This is a genomic window from Yoonia sp. 208BN28-4 (assembly GCF_037543925.1).
In the GTDB taxonomy this organism is placed as follows: domain Bacteria; phylum Pseudomonadota; class Alphaproteobacteria; order Rhodobacterales; family Rhodobacteraceae; genus Yoonia.
This window is the reverse complement of sequence record NZ_JBBIFY010000003.1, coordinates 556,531-572,321: the sequence shown is the minus strand read 5'-3', so window position 1 is coordinate 572,321 and position 15,791 is coordinate 556,531. Positions and strand designations below refer to the sequence as shown.

Genomic DNA, 15,791 nt, shown 5'->3' with positions numbered 1-15,791 from the left:
CCTTATTCCGCGGCGGCAATGTCCGCCTCATAAAGCGGTAGCTGCACTTCAAAAACTGCGCCGCCCCCGCTTGCGTTCCGTGCTGTCAGTCGTCCGCCCAGATCATTCACGATCCCCGACGAAATCGCGAGGCCAAGCCCGACGCCGTCACCGGGCTGTTTGGTCGTGTAGAAAGGCTCGAACAACTCATCCAGATCATCAATCCCGTGGCCGTTATCCCGCACCGTCAGGCTGACGGTTTTACCCGCCGCAAGAATGATTTCGATCTTTGGATCTTTGGCCGTTTTTGTCGCATCAAGCGCGTTGCGCAGCAGATTGATAATAACCTGCTCCAAACGCAGCCTGTCACCCATGATCAGAACCGGACCAGAGGGCAGAGTGCGGGTGATATCCACATCACGCGTCTTCAGTTGTGGCTCCATCATCGACAAGGCCGCAGACACAGCCGCGCGGGTGTCTACCGCTTCAAACGCATCGGCCCCTTTTCGGGCATAGGATTTCAACTGCCGCGTAATCGCGCCCATGCGCTCGATCAGATCATCGATGCGCTGGAATGATGACAGTGCCTCATCGGGCCGCTTGCGTTGCAACAATAGGCGCGCACCCGCCAAATAGGTTTTCATCGCGGCCAGCGGCTGGTTCAATTCGTGGCTAACGGCCGCTGACATCTCGCCTAATGCAGCCAGCTTTGACGATTGCGCAAGCGTCTGCTCGGCCACTTCGAGCGTTTTCTCGACTTTCTCGCGCTCAGCAATTTCGCTTTGCAAACGCTGGTTTAGCGCGCGAAGTTCTTGCGATTCACGTTGAAAAAACACCAGTCGCGAAGCCGTCTTGCGCCCCGAGAACCAGAACATCAACGCCAGCAATATGGCAAAGCCCATGACCTCAAGCGCCAGAACACCGTTCACCCGCTCGCGCACCGATGAATAGGTCGTGTAACTGACCATCCGCCACCCCTGAAACGGGACCCGCACCTCGCGGCGCAGCACAGCCTCACCGCCAAGATAGGCATCCACAGGCAACGCCGCCCAATCCTGTGTCGCCCGCACGGCCCGCTCGATCGCCGATGGTGCGGATTGCAAAGCCAGCGCGTCATCCTCGGTCTGCCCACGCCAACGCGGCTCTGTGGCCAGAATAATCCGCTCTTCGCTGTCCATAACCAGCACCGCGTCAGACACCCCTGCCCAGCCGCGTTCCAGCTTTTGCATGTCCACCTCAACGGCGATCACACCCAGATTGCCTGTCGGCCCTTCAATGCGGCGCGAATAGACAAAGGCGAACCCGCCCGTATCACGCTCGGCCAGCGTAAAGATGGTGGCGTTGTTGCGCTGCGCATTGACGAAATACGGCGCGGAGCGATGTGCCTCGCCCAGCCGGTTGCGGTCGGTGGCAGCAACGGTCCGCCCGTCCTTGTCCAACAGCATCAAAGACGCCGCACCGATTTCATCGACAAACGACAACAAACGTTGCGTGGAAAGCGAAAAATCGTTGTTTTCAAGCGCCGTGATCAATTCCGGATCGCGTGCAAGCAGCTGCGGCACAATCGAATTGCGCTGTAGCTCGCTCATCAGGTTGGCGACATAGAGCGTCATTCGCAGTTCGGCGCGGTTGCGTGTTGTCTCGGTAAAGCGCTGGGTTAGCAGGTTATTGGTGACCGAAATCGTCACCACACCCAGCAAACACACAAACACAACGGCCAGTCGGAACGGCCAGCGGTTCTGTCCGCGTTTTGCATCTGTGGTGACAACACTCATGGCGCTACACTACGCAGCGCCCGAAACCGCGGCAAGCTAGGCCGTGGCAAGCTGCCCCACCAGTCCGCGGAAAAGCGCCTGCCCGTCCGTGCCGCCATGGCCGGAATCCACCGACCGTTCGGGGTGTGGCATCATCCCCAACACGCGGCGATTGTCCGACAGGATACCTGCAATGTCGTTCACCGATCCGTTGGGGTTTTCGGCATAGGTAAAGGCGATCCGGTCCTCGTCGGTCAGTTGCTTGATCGTGTCAGGATCAGCAACATAGTTGCCATCGTGATGTGCAATCGGGAAATGCACGGTATCACCAGAAGCGTATTCGCTGGTGAAACCGCTATCGGATGTGGCCACGGTCAGCGCCGATGTCTTGCACACAAATTTCAACCCAGCGTTGCGCATCAGCACACCGGGCAGCAGGCCTGTTTCGGTTAGTACCTGAAACCCGTTGCAGACACCCAATGCATAGCCACCACGGGTCACATGCGTCCGCAAGGCGCTTGAGATCGGCGAGCGGGCCGCAATAGCACCACAGCGCAGATAATCACCAAACGAAAATCCACCAGGCACGGCGACCAGATCAATGCCATTAGGCAAATCGGCGTCCTTGTGCCAGACCATTGTCACATCGGCACCTGCAGCTTTGAGCGCAACAGCCATATCCCGATCACAGTTCGATCCGGGAAAGACGATGACAGCCGCCTTCATCACAGCACCTCGATGCGGTAGCTTTCGATGACCGTATTGGCGAGCAGCTTTTCACACATCTCGGCAATCGCCTCCTCGGACGTGCCATCGGCCAGATTAAGTTCGATCACCTTGCCCTGACGCACGCCATTTACGCCATCAAATCCCAGCGCGCCCAATGCGTGCTGCACGGCAGCCCCCTGCGGGTCCAGCACACCGTCTTTCAACATCACATATACGCGGGCTTTCATGGGCGGCGTCCTTCTTGCATCATTTTGCCAAAAATACTCAAAATCCGACGATCAGTTAATCAGCGTCGGCTTGTGCGGTGTGTGCGTCACGTTGGATGGCAGAACGCCCAAACGCTTGGCGACCTCGGTGTAGGCGTCCGACAGGCTGCCCAGATCGCGGCGGAATACGTCTTTATCCAACTTCTGGCCGGTCTCGATGTCCCACAAACGGCAGCTGTCAGGGCTGATCTCGTCGGCCACAACAAGACGCTGGAAATCGTTGTCCCAAAGGCGCCCGATCTCGATCTTAAAGTCGACCAGCTTGATCCCCACGCCATACATCGTGCCAGCAAGGAAATCGTTTACCCGCAACGCAAGGCTGACGATATCATCCATATCCTGCTGGGACGCCCAGCCGAATGCGATGATGTATTCTTCCGGCACCAGCGGGTCACCCAGATCGTCGTTCTTATAGGAAAACTCGACAATCGGCCGTGGCAGGGCCGTGCCCTCTTCCATCCCAAGCCGCTTGGCCATGGTGCCAGCCGCGTAGTTCCGGACGATCACCTCAAGCGGAATAATCTCGACCTGACGCACAAGCTGCTCGCGCATGTTCAGGCGCTTGATGAAGTGTGTCGGTATACCGATTTGCTGCAGGCCCAGCATGAAGAACTCGGACAGGCGGTTATTCAGAACGCCTTTGCCTTCGATCACGGCCTTCTTTTCACCGTTGCCCGCACTGGCATTGTCCTTGAAATATTGGACAATCGTGCCCGGCTCCGGTCCTTCAAAAAGGTCCTTTGCCTTACCTTCGTAAATCTTCTTGCGGCGTGCCATTGTCATCGGCCCTCGGACTGGCAGCAGATGCGCTGCATTGCTTTGCGCGTCCTATAGGGCAAGCCTGCGGCCCCCGCAAGAAAAGCCTGCAAACGGTGCCGCCACACCTTGCAACATGGCGCGGTTGTCCGCATATTTTAAGCAACGAAACACAAAATACGAGGCCCGACATGTCTGGAATGGACGACCGCGAAAACGCGTTTGAAAACAAATTTGCCCACGATGCCGAAATGCAGTTCAAGGCCGAAGCCCGCCGCAACAAGTTGCTGGGCCTGTGGGCGGCAGAGCTTTTGGGCAAATCCGGACCAGAGGCCGACGCCTACGCGAAAGAGGTCGTAAAGTCCGATTTTGAGGAAGCGGGCCACGAAGACGTTTATCGCAAGGTATCGGGCGATCTGGGCGACAAAGCCGATGAGGCCACGATCCGTTCAAAGATGGAGTCCTTGATGATCGAGGCAAAAGGCCAGATTCTGAACGAAATCTGATCAACACTTTTGTAAAGCAATTCAGCGTCGTCACCATCGGTGGCGGCGCTTTTTAGTGCGCGCCATTCATAATCGTTATGAAAACTTTGACCCGACGGCTGGATAACAAGGCTTTGTTGTTGCGGCAGGCGCGTGGCAAACAGGACGTGAATTCAAACAAGGTGTCTGTCATGACAAATCCGCTGGCCGATCTGATGCAGACCCGCGACTGGCTTCTGGCCGATGGCGCAACCGGCACCAACCTGTTCAACATGGGGCTTGAGGCGGGCGACGCGCCAGAGCTTTGGAATGTGGATCATCCCGATCGTATCAAAGCCCTTTATGAAGGGGCCGCCAAGGCAGGCAGCGATATCTTCCTGACCAATAGTTTTGGCGGTAACGCATCGCGTTTGAAACTGCACGGCGCAGAGGACCGCGTGTTCGAGCTGAATAAAGTGGCCGCCGAGATTGGCCGCGGTGTGGCCGATGCCATGGATCACCCCGTGATCGTGGCAGGCAGCGTTGGGCCAACGGGCGATATCATGGTGCCCATGGGCAGCCTGACCCACGAAAATGCCGTTGAGATGTTCCACGAACAGGCTGAAGGGCTCAAGGCCGGTGGCGCCGATGTCCTCTGGGTCGAAACCATCAGCGCACCAGAAGAATTTGCAGCCGCCGCCGAGGCCTTTGCACTGGCCGATATGCCGTGGTGCGGCACGATGAGCTTTGACACCGCTGGCCGCACGATGATGGGTCTTACATCACCCGCGATGGTTAAAATGGTCGGCAAGCTTGCGCATGCGCCACTGGCTTTCGGGGCAAACTGCGGTGTGGGGGCGTCCGATCTGTTGCGCACCGTTCTGGGTTTCGCTGAGGCCAACCCCGCCCAGCCGATCATCGCTAAAGGCAACGCAGGCATCCCGAAATACCACGACGGCCACATCCACTATGACGGCACGCCGGCTTTGATGGCCGATTACGCCGTGCTGGCGCGTGACTGCGGGGCCAAGATTATTGGCGGCTGCTGTGGGACGACCCCAGAACATCTGCGCCACATGCGCACGGCATTGGAAGAGCGCCCGCGCGGACCCCAGCCAACGCTTGACCAGATTTCCCAAGCACTGGGCGGGTTCTCCTCTACGTCTGACGGCACGGATGGTGCAGGTCCAGTCCGCGCGCCACGCCGTGGGCGGCGTCGCAGCGCCTGATTTCAGGCTGGCGGCGGCTGACCACCCTGCCCGCGCAACCCTTGGAAAACCGCGGCATTGCGGGTCACGAAATGACGCAAAGTCTCTGGTGGTCGTCCAAGCAACCGGCCCGCGACACTTGCATCCCCAGCCGATTGCCCTGTCAGACGCGGCAGCGCGTGCAGCATCAACATGACAAGGATGTACGACCACTTGTGCCCCTTGCGCCGCGCATGACGGACGTATCCGATGATGCTCGCAGGTTGATAGCGAAGCTGGCTGCCGGTCAGTTCGTTGATGATCGCGCACACTTTGGCAAAGCCGATCAGTTGACCGCTTGAAACGGTAACAGCCTGCGGTGTGTCAGGATTGATCAACCCAGCAACGGCGACCGCCGCCACATCACGCGCCGACACCCAGTCAAACCCGAGTTGGGCAGCTGGCAGATAGATCCGCTGGTCGTCCTGCAAATCACGCCAGAGGGTCGTCAGCAGGTTCTCCATAAAATAGCCGGGCCGCACAAAGACATGCGGAAACCCCATCTGCGTGATCACCTTTTCGATCTTTGCATGCGGTAGATAAGACCGCCGATCCGCCCCTTGCACGGACAAAAACACGATGCGCGTGTCGCGGGAATAGCGCTTGAGGAAGTGTTCAAACAGCGTCGCATCGGCAAGCTGCGGCGGACGCATCAGGAAAATCGCGTCAAATGTGTCATCGGAACCAATGCCAGCGGCAAAATCAACCTGCACAGCATCGCTGACTGTCTTGGACGGGGCATCGCGTAATCCGGCAATCGCCTGATGACCCGATGCACGCAGTTGCGTCAGAACCTCCTGCCCGACATTTCCTGTGGCGCCTGTCACCAGAATTTTCATCGCATATGTCCTGTCTCGCTTCGTCACAGTTCATCGCACGCGCACCTTGATGTCCTTGATCTAAAGCAAGCTAAGCTGATCTCCCGCGCGGGGTGGCGGTGCAAACAGATCGCTCCGCAGCTTTGGCAGCGTCCGGTCAAGCCCCAGCTTGCGCGTCGCAATTGCAAAGCGTTGTCGCATCAACGCGGCCCATTCACCCTGCCCACGCATCCGTGTGCCAAATGCCGGATCGTAATCCTTGCCGCCGTGCAATTCGCGCACCCGCGCCATGACCCTGTCGGCGCGATCTGGATAAGCCTCTGCCAGCCAATCGCGGAAAAGCCCGGCAACCTCGCGCGGCAAGCGCAGCACAATGGACGATGCAGCCACCGCACCCGCGTCAGCGCAAGCCGCCAGAATGTCCTCCAACTCGTGATCTGTCAGCGCGGGCACAACGGGCGACACCATGGCGCGCACATCAATTCCTGCGTCCGTCAGCTGGCGGATCGCCCGCAGCCGCGCCTTTGGCGCCGGCACACGGGGTTCCATCGCGCGGGATGTTGCGGGATCAAGCGTGGTGACGGAAATACCAACACGCAACAGCCCTTTCGCTGCCATCGGCGCCAGAATATCAATGTCGCGTGTGATCAGCGTGCCTTTTGTCACAATCGCCACCGGATGGTTGAAATCAGCCAAAACCTGCAAGACATCGCGCATGATCCGCCGCTCTTTCTCAATCGGCTGATACGGGTCGGTGTTTGTGCCGATGGCGATGGTATCAGGCACGTAGGACTTCGCCCGCAGTTCCTTTTCCAGCACCGTTGCCGCGTCGGGGCGCGCGATTAGTCGCGTTTCGAAATCCAGCCCCGGTGACAGCCCCAGATAAGCATGACTGGGGCGGGCAAAACAGTAGATGCACCCGTGCTCGCACCCGCGATAGGGATTGATCGAGCGATCAAAAGATAGATCCGGCGACGTGTTGCGCGTGATCACGCGGCGCGGCACCTCATCTGCCACGGTTGTGCGCAACACTGGCAGTTCAGCACCCTCATCAATCCAGCCGTCATCAATGCCCTCGACAGACAGCGTGTCATAGCGATTTGCCGGATTTCCGGATGCGGCGCGTCCCTTTGCGGCAAAGCGCGGAGGCAGGGGGAAATCTTCCATGCGGCCACCAATAGAACAAAGCGGGAACGCAGGCAAGATATGGTCGGTGCTGCAGGGCCTTATGTCGCAAAATGTCATGTGACTTTCACCACAAAAGCGCATTAAAGTAATAGCATAAGACATACGCAGTTTGGGAGACACGCCATGTCCGACGAAGACGATATCATCCTGTCCGAACTCAACGACGAGGATCTTGTCGCCCAGATGTTCGACGACCTTTATGACGGCATGAAGGAAGAGATCGAGGAAGGCGTCAATATTCTGATCGATCGCGGCTGGGAACCCTACCGCGTCCTGACCGAGGCCTTGGTCGGCGGCATGACAATCGTTGGTGCGGACTTCCGCGATGGTATCTTGTTTGTGCCAGAGGTGCTGTTGGCGGCAAACGCCATGAAGGGTGGCATGGCTATTCTGAAACCGCTGCTGGCCGAAACCGGCGCGCCGCGCGTGGGCAAGATGGTGATCGGCACCGTCAAAGGCGACATCCACGACATTGGCAAGAACCTTGTCGGCATGATGATGGAAGGTGCCGGCTTTGAAGTGGTCGATATAGGCATCAATAACGCGGTTGAGGCCTATCTTGAGACCATGGCAACGGAAGAGCCTGACATTCTGGGCATGTCCGCCCTGCTGACCACCACAATGCCTTACATGAAGGTCGTGATTGATACGATGGTCGAAAAGGGTATCCGCGACGACTACATCGTTCTTGTCGGTGGCGCGCCCCTGAACGAAGAATTCGGCAAGGCGATTGGCGCTGACGCCTATTGCCGCGATGCTGCGGTCGCCGTGGAAACCGCGAAGTCCTTTATGGCCCGCAAGCACAATCAGGGTGCCGCGCACGCGTAGCCCGACGAAACACGCAAACAGTCAAAGGGTCGCATTTTGCGGCCCTTTTTATTTGCCGGACAACCCCCACATCATAAGGGAAAGGATTGCCCATGCCACGCCAACTGTTCTTTGCCTTGCTACTGACCGTGATCGCAGCCGCCGCTGTGACCGTCTGGATTGCCAGCGGGATTTCAACATCAACGCCAACCTGGGTCATCCTGATCCCGCTTGCGGCATTTGTGCTGGTGCGCATCATCACGCGGTTGCGCAGCTAAGCAACCCACAGTCGTTTTTGACGCGGACTTGTCCGGTCAAACCGCATAAAAGGGATGCATCACGATAGGATGCAGCGATGCAGCATAGTGTTTCAGACAAAACCCTGACCGAAAGCGGCCTGTCGCCAACCGGCGGCGGCAAGGTGCTGTTGATTGCCTGTGGTGCGCTTGCCCGCGAAATTATTGCGCTGCGCGATGCAAACGGCTGGGATCATCTTGATCTGCAATGCTTGCCAGCCATTCTGCACAACCACCCCGAAAAGATCGTGCCAGCGGTGCAGGAAACCGTCGCGCGCCACAAAGACGCCTATGACAGTATTTTCGTGGTCTATGCCGACTGCGGCACCGGTGGTCAGCTTGCGGCGGCATGTGCAGATATGGGTGTTGAAATGGTGGCGGGACCGCACTGCTATTCGTTTTTCGAAGGCAACGACACCTTTGCCGCCCGCGACGAGATCACCTGCTTCTACCTCACGGATTTTCTGGTGCGTCAGTTTGATGCCTTTGTCTGGACGCCGCTTGGCCTTGGGAAGCACCCCGCATTGCGCGACATGTATTTCGGCAATTACACCACATTGGTCTATCAGGCCCAGACCGACGACCCCGCACTGACGCAAAAGGCGCAGGACTGCGCCAAGCGGCTGGGCTTGGAATTTGAATACCGAAAAACGGGATATGGCGATCTTGAGGTCGCGCTATCGCAACTTTAGCTTTTGGCCGCAACCTGTTGAATACGCTCAACCATTGCCCGCACACCGTTTGATCGCTGGGCAGAAAGATGATCATTCAGGCCAAGCCTGCCAAGTTCGGCCTGCGCATCAATCTGCGTGACTTCCGATGTCGGAACACCGTTATAAAGCGTCGCCAGTACCGCGATCAGACCGCGCACGATCATCGCATCACTATCACCCTTGAAGTGAAACACCCCGTCCGACGGGTCAGGCTGTAACCAGACCTGACTGGCGCAGCCGTCCACCTTGGTGGCAGGCACCTTAAAGGCATCATCAAGCGGGTCCATCGCCTTGCCCATGTCGATCACGTGGCGATAGCGATCTTCCCAATCATCAAGAAAATCAAACGTCTCTGCGATTTCTTCGAAGGCTTCGGTCGCCATGTCATTCACCCCTTGGATTACAGCATGTTAAGTAGGTCCGATCCGGTGAAACGTCCAGTGGATGCTTCCCAAGACGTGGCAGGTGCGCTAACCCTAATGCAAATGACAAAAGGCATGGCACCCGTGACGAAAAAAGCTCTTACCTTGGCGCTGACCGCCACCCTGACACTTAGCGCCTGTGCCACGATCTCGAACTCCCGGTTCAATCCGCTTAACTGGTTCGGGCCCAGCACATCCGTGCCTGTGACCGCCACCGGTGAGATTCGCCCGCTTGTTGATCCCGCGACCCGCTTTGGCGAGGTCGAAACACGCAACCTGATTGCTGCCATCGAAAGCATGCGGATTGAACGCTCTCCCTCTGGCGCTATCGTGCGGGCCACCGGCATCGCCGCCGCACAGGGTCAGTATAACGCCGAACTGGTTGAAGCCGGACAATCTGGTGGTGTTCTGACATTGGCGTTTCGTGCCGCGATGCCAAACAATGCGCAAATGGGCGGGCCGCTGGCCACACGCCGCATCACCGTCGCGACAGAACTTGATTTCAATGATCTGGACGGCGTGCGCACAATCCGCGTGCAAGGCGCGCAGAACGTGCTGTCCTCGTCGCGCTAAAGCGTGACGGCAATCACCTTCTGACCATCAACCGCAAGCCCAATCTCGCCGTCGCAAAGGCGAAGCGCATCAGCGCCGAAAACCTCTTTGCGCCAGCCGCGCAGCGCCATCACATCGCGGTCACCGGCAGCAAGGCTATCGAGATCGGCAGAAGACGCGATCAGCTTTTGCGCCACGCCCTCGCCCTCGGCTTTCGCCTTAAGCAAGACCCTTAGCATATCTGCAATGGCCGGGTTCACCTGCAGCTTTTCGCGGCGACGATCAGGTTTCGGCAAGTCGCCATTCGGCATCGCCAGCCCCGCCTTCACGGCTGCCAGAATGCCCGCCGCAATGTCGCCCTTGCGGGCCTCACGTAGCAAAAGACGCGACCGGCCCAGATCCTGCTCTGTCTGCGGCTTGGTCGAGGCCAGCTCAACCAGCGCATCGTCCTTATAAACGCGAGTGCGCGGGATATTGCGATCCTGGGCGTATTGTTCGCGAAACTGCGCCAACTCTTTGACAATGCCCAGAAAACGCGCGGCGTTGTTGCGTGTTTTCACGCGCTTCCATGCATCCGCAGGGTCTGCCCGATAGGTGGCAGGGTCTTCCAGAACGGCAAGTTCCTCTTTCACCCACTTCTCGCGCCCCGATGAGCGCAGTTGATCGGCCAGAAATTCGTAGATGTCGCGCAGATAGGTCACATCGGCCAAAGCATATTTCGCCTGCGCATCCGTCAACGGACGGCGCGACCAATCTGTAAAGCGGGACGATTTATCCAGATCAGCCTTCGCGATCTTGCGCACCAGCGTCTCATAACCGACCTGTTCACCAAAGCCGCAGACCATCGCCGCGACCTGCGTGTCAAACAGCGGCTTTGGGATCACTTCTTCGTCGACGTAGAAAATCTCCAGATCCTGACGCGCGGCGTGGAACACCTTGACCACAGCCTCGTCGCGGAAAAGATCGTAAAGCGGTGCCAACGACAGATCACCGGCAAGCGGATCAACCAAAACTGCATCGTCGCCCGTATCATCCTGATAGGCCAACTGGATCAGGCACAGCTTGGAATAGTAGGTCCGTTCGCGCAGGAATTCAGTATCCACCGTCACATAGTCGCGTTTCGCGGCCTCGGCGCAGAATGCGGCAAGGTCGGCTGTCGTGGTGATGGTTTTCATAGTGTCGTCCTGCTGGCCCTTATGGGCCTGTCCCGCAAGGTGCCCTGTGATAGGCGATCATGCGCGGGATGAAAAGCACCGCTCACAGGTCGATGCGGCTCCGGTCGCCAGTGGCGAAACGGCGCAACACTGCCGGATAAAGCTGATGCTCCAGCGGCAGGACCTTGGCGGCCAGCGTGTCTGGCGTGTCATCGGATGCAATATCAACCCGCGCCTGTCCCAAGATCGGCCCGCCATCCAACTCCGCTGTGACCTCGTGCACTGTGCAACCATGCTGCGCGTCACCGGCGTCAAGCGCACGGGCATGGGTGTGAAGCCCCTTATAAAGCGGCAGCAACGACGGATGGATATTCAACATCCGCCCTTCCCACATGGTGATAAAATCCGGCGTCAGGATGCGCATAAAACCAGCAAGACAAATGATGTCGGGCTTTGCCATCACAAGGGACGCATGCAGCGCGTTTTCAAACGATGCGCGGTCTTTGCCGAACGGCCTGTGATCCACAACGGCTGTTTGCACGCCGCGCGCCTGTGCTTTTGCCAGACCGCCCGCGTCTGCCGCATTGGCCACAACAAGACAGGCGCGCGCCGGATGGTCGCCTGTCATGCTGTCCACCAGCGACACCATATTCGACCCGCCACCCGAGATCAGGATCGCGACCCGTTTGGTCAAAACAGTGTGCCCTTGTAGGTGATCTGCGCATCATCGGTGACGTGGCCCAAGGCGTGAACCGTTTCGCCCGCGTCCTGCAAAAGCTTGGCAAGCTCCAGCGCGCGATCAGGCGACACAGCCAGCACCATACCGATCCCGCTGTTGAAGGTCTTGAGCATCTCGGATTGCTCCATGCCTCCGACCGTTGCCAGCCACGCAAAAACCGGCGGCATGTTCCACGCATCAAGATCAATCGCAGCGCCCATCCCCTCAGGCAGCACGCGCGGCAGGTTTTCCGTCAGGCCACCGCCGGTGATGTGTGCCAGCGCATGCACGCCCCCTGCCCGCACGGCCGCAAGCGCGGACTTTACATATAGGCGCGTCGGCGCAAGCAAGGCCGAACCCAGCGTGTTTTCTTCAAACGGGGCCGGATCGTCCCAGTTCAAACCCGATTGTGCGACCACGCGGCGGACCAGCGAATAGCCGTTGGAATGCACGCCGTTGGACCCCAGCCCGATGAGAACGTCATCCACTGCTACATCACGCGGCAAATCTGCGCCGCGTTCCATCGCGCCAACGGCAAAGCCTGCAAGATCAAAATCACCTTCAGCATACATGCCCGGCATCTCGGCAGTCTCACCGCCAATCAGCGCACACCCCGATGCCTCGCAGCCCGCGGCAATACCCTCAATGATGCGTGTCGCGGCATCCAGTTCGAGTTTGCCGGTGGCGAAATAATCAAGGAAAAACAAAGGCTCCGCGCCCTGACAGACCAGATCGTTCACACACATGGCGACCAGATCGATCCCGATGGTATCCACATTGCCTGTATCAATCGCGATCCGCAGCTTGGTGCCAACACCGTCTGTCGCAGCCACTAGGATCGGATCGACATAGCCCGCACCCTTAAGGTCAAAAAGCGCGCCAAAGCCACCAAGCCCTGCCATGACACCGGGGCGCGTGGTGCGCTTGGCCGCAGGTTTGATCCGTTCAACCAGCGTGTTGCCCGCGTCTATATCAACGCCCGCATCCGCATATGTCAGCCCGTTTTTCGTCATGTCAGCCCCCGCGTGCGGCCCGCCATCAGCCGCGCAATTTCAGTTGCACGCCAGCTAACGCAATCCGCAGGTTCGGGCAAGCGTCAGGGCGGCGCCCGATCAAGGCTTCGTTCATCAATTCATGAAAATCTGCACATCCGCACTGAACCGCCTGCGCATCTGTGCGTTATGCGATTGATACGCTTGAAAGGTCCGCCCCATGAAATCCCTCATCACTGCCATGATGATCCTGCCGCTGGCGACAGCTGCGACGTCTGAAACACTCGCGCAGGCGCTGCAACAGGACGGCCCATGGATCGACCTGCCCGAAGGCGTTGTGATCCAGACGTCTGCGCCAACTTACGCGGATATCGTGGCACTTGCCGATCTTGACGGTGATCCCTCCGTCATGACCGCAGATGAAGAACGGATGATCGCGCTCTTGGCGCAAGTGATGCTTGGCACGCCAGTCGCGCAATAACTGCCGCATTTCCATCTTGAACTGCACGCCCTGTCTGCTACGACCCCTCTTAGGGGGCCTGTAGCTCAATTGGTTAGAGCAGAGCGCTCATAACGCTTTGGTTGCGGGTTCAAGTCCTGCCGGGCCTACCATTTCCCCCCATTTTCTGTTGCGGCTTGCGCAACAATGCTCCCTCAAAAATGCGCGCGTTTCGGAATTGGCGACAATCGAACACAGTTTTACCGCGCTTGCTCCGCAGTGCATGCACAATACAGGGTTAACACTTGGTTTAGCTGCGCTCGCGTGGTGTCACAAACCAAGGACCGACCCGATACATGTCTCACCCGCGCTGGATCACATCGTGCATGACCCTAGCCGCCGCATTTGCGACTGCGGGCTTGGCCATCTGTGCGACCCCAACCTTCGCAGGCGTTGTCAGCATCACGGAACTGCTCGACCGTGATCCGCTTGGCTATGAGTGTATCCCGTCATCCTATCTGGAAGAGGCCGACGACGGCAGTGCTGCTATTGCCTTTTCGTTGACCGGTAAGACCCGCCTGCCACGGACGTGTCTGCCGGACCCCTGCGCCAGAGCCCTGACACCACGCGAGCTTTCCAACATCACCGGCACAGAAATGATTCTGGCCCGCTTCAGCGGCGAATGGGACGATTATTATGCCCGCTACGCAGATCATTGCCGCCGCGAGGTGACGTTTCCGCCTGATGTGACACCCGATCCTGTAATCGCAGGCCCCGTGCGACCCACCCCGCTTGATCCGGTGGCCGAGTTCTGGCCGCCGATTATTGAACGCTCGCGCACCATTCGCCGTCTGACACCACCCACCAGCCGCGAAGGACGTCCGATCACGACAGGGCTTTTGACCCCTGCCCCTTGGGGCATTCCGATCCGCGTGACCGATACGCCAATCCGCCCCGTCACCGGCGGCGGCCCGCGATCAATCTTTATGCTGACAGCTGCTGGCGCTGATGGCGGTTATCACACGCCAAACGACGACGTCGAAATTCCGCTGCCAACGCCAACGCCATCGCCGGTTCCACTCCCAGCAAGCGGCTGGATGCTATTGGCCGCGGCGGCATGGCTTGGCTGGCGTCGGAAACCGGTAGCGTCGTTGACATAAATTTTTGGCATACCATCGTATACACTCTTTCACCTGACGGTCTTTTGCGCTAGGACGCACGCAATCTATTGTCACACGTGAAAGAGGCCCCCATGACCAAGATCAAGGTAGAGAACCCCGTCGTCGAGCTTGATGGCGACGAGATGACACGCATCATCTGGCAGTTCATCAAGGACAAACTGATCCTGCCGTATCTGGATATCGACCTGAAATACTATGACCTTGGCATGGAAGTCCGTGACGAGACGAACGACCAGATCACCGTGGACGCCGCCGAAGCGATCAAGAAATACGGCGTTGGCGTCAAATGTGCGACCATCACACCGGACGAACAGCGCGTTGAGGAGTTTGGCCTCAAGCAGATGTGGCGTTCGCCGAACGGCACGATCCGCAACATCCTTGGCGGTGTTGTGTTCCGCGCGCCGATCATCTGTAAAAATGTCCCGCGCCTTGTGCCCGGTTGGACCGACCCGATTGTCATTGGCCGTCACGCATTCGGTGACCAGTACAAAGCCACCGACTTCCTGATGCCCGGCCCCGGCAAGCTGACGATGAAGTTCGTTGGTGAAGACGGCACCGTCATCGAAAAGGAAGTGTTCGACGCGCCTGCCTCCGGTGTGGCCATGGGCATGTATAACCTCGACCAGTCGATCATCGATTTTGCCCGCGCATCCATGAACTACGGTCTGAACCTTGGCTGGCCTGTCTACCTGTCCACCAAGAACACAATTCTCAAGGCCTATGACGGCCGCTTTAAGGATCTGTTCCAGAAGGTGTTTGAGGAAGAGTTCGAGCAGAAGTTCGCAGACGCTGGCATCACTTACGAGCACCGCCTGATCGACGATATGGTCGCCGCCGCGATGAAGTGGTCCGGTAAATTCGTTTGGGCCTGTAAGAACTACGACGGCGACGTGCAGTCCGACACGGTTGCGCAGGGCTTCGGTTCGCTTGGCCTGATGACATCGCAGTTGATGACACCCGATGGTAAGATCGTTGAAGCAGAAGCAGCCCACGGCACCGTGACCCGTCACTACCGCCAGCATCAGGAAGGCAAAGCCACATCGACCAACTCCATCGCGTCGATCTTTGCGTGGACTGGTGGCCTGAAGCACCGCGCGAAACTCGACAGCAACGAGCAGCTGATGAACTTTGCCAGCACGCTGGAAAAGGTCATCGTGGACACCGTGGAAAGCGGCCACATGACCAAAGACCTCGCCTTGCTTGTTGGTCCCGATCAGAAGTGGCTGACAACAGAAGGCTTCCTCGAGAAGATCGACGAGAACCTGAACGCCGCGATGTAAACTGTTGCGATACAACGAATAATGGCCGTCCGCAGA

The 15,791-nt window shown here is 58.3% G+C and carries 19 protein-coding genes and 1 tRNA gene; 10 read left to right on the top strand and 10 right to left on the bottom strand.

What is annotated here, in order from left to right:
• Window positions 1–2 precede the first annotated feature (2 nt).
• The 4 genes from V8J84_RS12910 to purC are packed head-to-tail and all read right to left on the bottom strand — an operon-like array spanning window position 3 to window position 3,505.
• A complete protein-coding gene (locus V8J84_RS12910; RefSeq protein ID WP_339931767.1) occupies window positions 3–1,754 on the bottom strand; it encodes a sensor histidine kinase in 1,752 nt (583 codons plus the stop codon).
• A 36-nt stretch (window positions 1,755–1,790) separates the two neighbouring features.
• Window positions 1,791–2,459: a phosphoribosylformylglycinamidine synthase subunit PurQ gene (gene purQ, locus V8J84_RS12905; protein WP_339931764.1), complete on the bottom strand. Its 669-nt coding sequence runs from the start codon at window positions 2,457–2,459 to the stop codon at window positions 1,791–1,793.
• A complete protein-coding gene (purS, locus tag V8J84_RS12900; protein ID WP_339931762.1) occupies window positions 2,459–2,689 on the bottom strand; it encodes a phosphoribosylformylglycinamidine synthase subunit PurS in 231 nt (76 codons plus the stop codon). The genes purQ and purS overlap by 1 nt, the downstream gene beginning before the upstream one ends.
• Before the next feature lie 51 nt (window positions 2,690–2,740).
• On the bottom strand, window positions 2,741–3,505 hold the full coding sequence (gene purC / locus V8J84_RS12895; RefSeq protein WP_339931760.1) for a phosphoribosylaminoimidazolesuccinocarboxamide synthase: 765 nt from the start codon (window positions 3,503–3,505) through the stop codon (window positions 2,741–2,743).
• A gap of 170 nt (window positions 3,506–3,675) precedes the next feature.
• Between purC and V8J84_RS12890 the strand changes: the two genes are divergently transcribed.
• Both V8J84_RS12890 and bmt read left to right on the top strand, forming a co-directional pair.
• Window positions 3,676–3,990, top strand: a complete 315-nt coding sequence (locus V8J84_RS12890) for a DUF1476 domain-containing protein (protein WP_339931758.1) — start codon at window positions 3,676–3,678, stop codon at window positions 3,988–3,990.
• Between the two features lie 170 nt (window positions 3,991–4,160).
• Window positions 4,161–5,177 (top strand): betaine--homocysteine S-methyltransferase, encoded by a 1,017-nt coding sequence (gene bmt / locus V8J84_RS12885; RefSeq protein ID WP_339932062.1) that lies wholly within the window; start codon window positions 4,161–4,163, stop codon window positions 5,175–5,177.
• 2 nt (window positions 5,178–5,179) lie between these two features.
• On the opposite strand, the gene V8J84_RS12880 is transcribed toward bmt, so the two are convergent.
• The gene (locus V8J84_RS12880; protein WP_339931756.1) at window positions 5,180–6,034 is read right to left on the bottom strand and encodes an NmrA family NAD(P)-binding protein; all 855 of its coding nucleotides are present in this window, start codon (window positions 6,032–6,034) and stop codon (window positions 5,180–5,182) included.
• A gap of 60 nt (window positions 6,035–6,094) precedes the next feature.
• Entirely contained in the window at window positions 6,095–7,180 is a 1,086-nt protein-coding gene (locus V8J84_RS12875) for a PA0069 family radical SAM protein (protein WP_339931754.1), read from the bottom strand.
• A 144-nt stretch (window positions 7,181–7,324) separates the two neighbouring features.
• Between V8J84_RS12875 and V8J84_RS12870 the strand changes: the two genes are divergently transcribed.
• From V8J84_RS12870 to V8J84_RS12860, 3 genes are all read left to right on the top strand, one after another.
• A complete protein-coding gene (locus tag V8J84_RS12870) occupies window positions 7,325–8,029 on the top strand; it encodes a corrinoid protein (protein WP_339931752.1) in 705 nt (234 codons plus the stop codon).
• 92 nt (window positions 8,030–8,121) lie between these two features.
• Entirely contained in the window at window positions 8,122–8,286 is a 165-nt protein-coding gene (locus tag V8J84_RS12865; protein ID WP_339931750.1) for a hypothetical protein, read from the top strand.
• A gap of 77 nt (window positions 8,287–8,363) precedes the next feature.
• A complete protein-coding gene (locus V8J84_RS12860; RefSeq protein WP_339931748.1) occupies window positions 8,364–8,996 on the top strand; it encodes a DUF1638 domain-containing protein in 633 nt (210 codons plus the stop codon).
• Here the strand turns inward: V8J84_RS12860 and V8J84_RS12855 are convergent.
• Window positions 8,993–9,400 (bottom strand): SufE family protein, encoded by a 408-nt coding sequence (locus V8J84_RS12855; RefSeq protein ID WP_339931746.1) that lies wholly within the window; start codon window positions 9,398–9,400, stop codon window positions 8,993–8,995. The two genes, V8J84_RS12860 and V8J84_RS12855, sit on opposite strands and share 4 nt — an antisense overlap.
• Window positions 9,401–9,514: 114 nt before the next feature.
• Between V8J84_RS12855 and V8J84_RS12850 the strand changes: the two genes are divergently transcribed.
• Complete coding sequence (locus tag V8J84_RS12850; RefSeq protein WP_339931744.1) at window positions 9,515–10,012, top strand: hypothetical protein; 498 nt, start codon at window positions 9,515–9,517, stop codon at window positions 10,010–10,012.
• On the opposite strand, the gene rnd is transcribed toward V8J84_RS12850, so the two are convergent.
• From rnd to purM, 3 genes are all read right to left on the bottom strand, one after another.
• Window positions 10,009–11,166, bottom strand: coding sequence for a ribonuclease D (gene rnd, locus V8J84_RS12845; RefSeq protein WP_339931742.1), 1,158 nt, complete (start codon window positions 11,164–11,166; stop codon window positions 10,009–10,011). The genes V8J84_RS12850 and rnd overlap by 4 nt on opposite strands.
• An 82-nt stretch (window positions 11,167–11,248) precedes the next feature.
• The gene (gene purN / locus V8J84_RS12840) at window positions 11,249–11,839 is read right to left on the bottom strand and encodes a phosphoribosylglycinamide formyltransferase (protein WP_339931740.1); all 591 of its coding nucleotides are present in this window, start codon (window positions 11,837–11,839) and stop codon (window positions 11,249–11,251) included.
• On the bottom strand, window positions 11,836–12,876 hold the full coding sequence (gene purM, locus V8J84_RS12835) for a phosphoribosylformylglycinamidine cyclo-ligase (RefSeq protein WP_339931738.1): 1,041 nt from the start codon (window positions 12,874–12,876) through the stop codon (window positions 11,836–11,838). The genes purN and purM overlap by 4 nt, the downstream gene beginning before the upstream one ends.
• Before the next feature lie 199 nt (window positions 12,877–13,075).
• On the opposite strand from purM, the gene V8J84_RS12830 reads away from it, so the two are divergent.
• The 4 genes from V8J84_RS12830 (at window position 13,076) to V8J84_RS12815 (ending at window position 15,755) form a co-directional block, all read left to right on the top strand.
• Window positions 13,076–13,336, top strand: coding sequence for a hypothetical protein (locus V8J84_RS12830; protein WP_339931737.1), 261 nt, complete (start codon window positions 13,076–13,078; stop codon window positions 13,334–13,336).
• A gap of 54 nt (window positions 13,337–13,390) precedes the next feature.
• Window positions 13,391–13,467, top strand: a tRNA-Ile gene (locus tag V8J84_RS12825).
• A gap of 213 nt (window positions 13,468–13,680) precedes the next feature.
• Window positions 13,681–14,454 (top strand): hypothetical protein, encoded by a 774-nt coding sequence (locus tag V8J84_RS12820; protein ID WP_339931735.1) that lies wholly within the window; start codon window positions 13,681–13,683, stop codon window positions 14,452–14,454.
• 92 nt (window positions 14,455–14,546) lie between these two features.
• Window positions 14,547–15,755 carry an NADP-dependent isocitrate dehydrogenase gene (locus V8J84_RS12815; protein ID WP_339931733.1) on the top strand — a complete coding sequence of 403 codons (1,209 nt, stop codon included), beginning with the start codon at window positions 14,547–14,549 and terminating at the stop codon, window positions 15,753–15,755.
• Window positions 15,756–15,791: the final 36 nt, after the last annotated feature.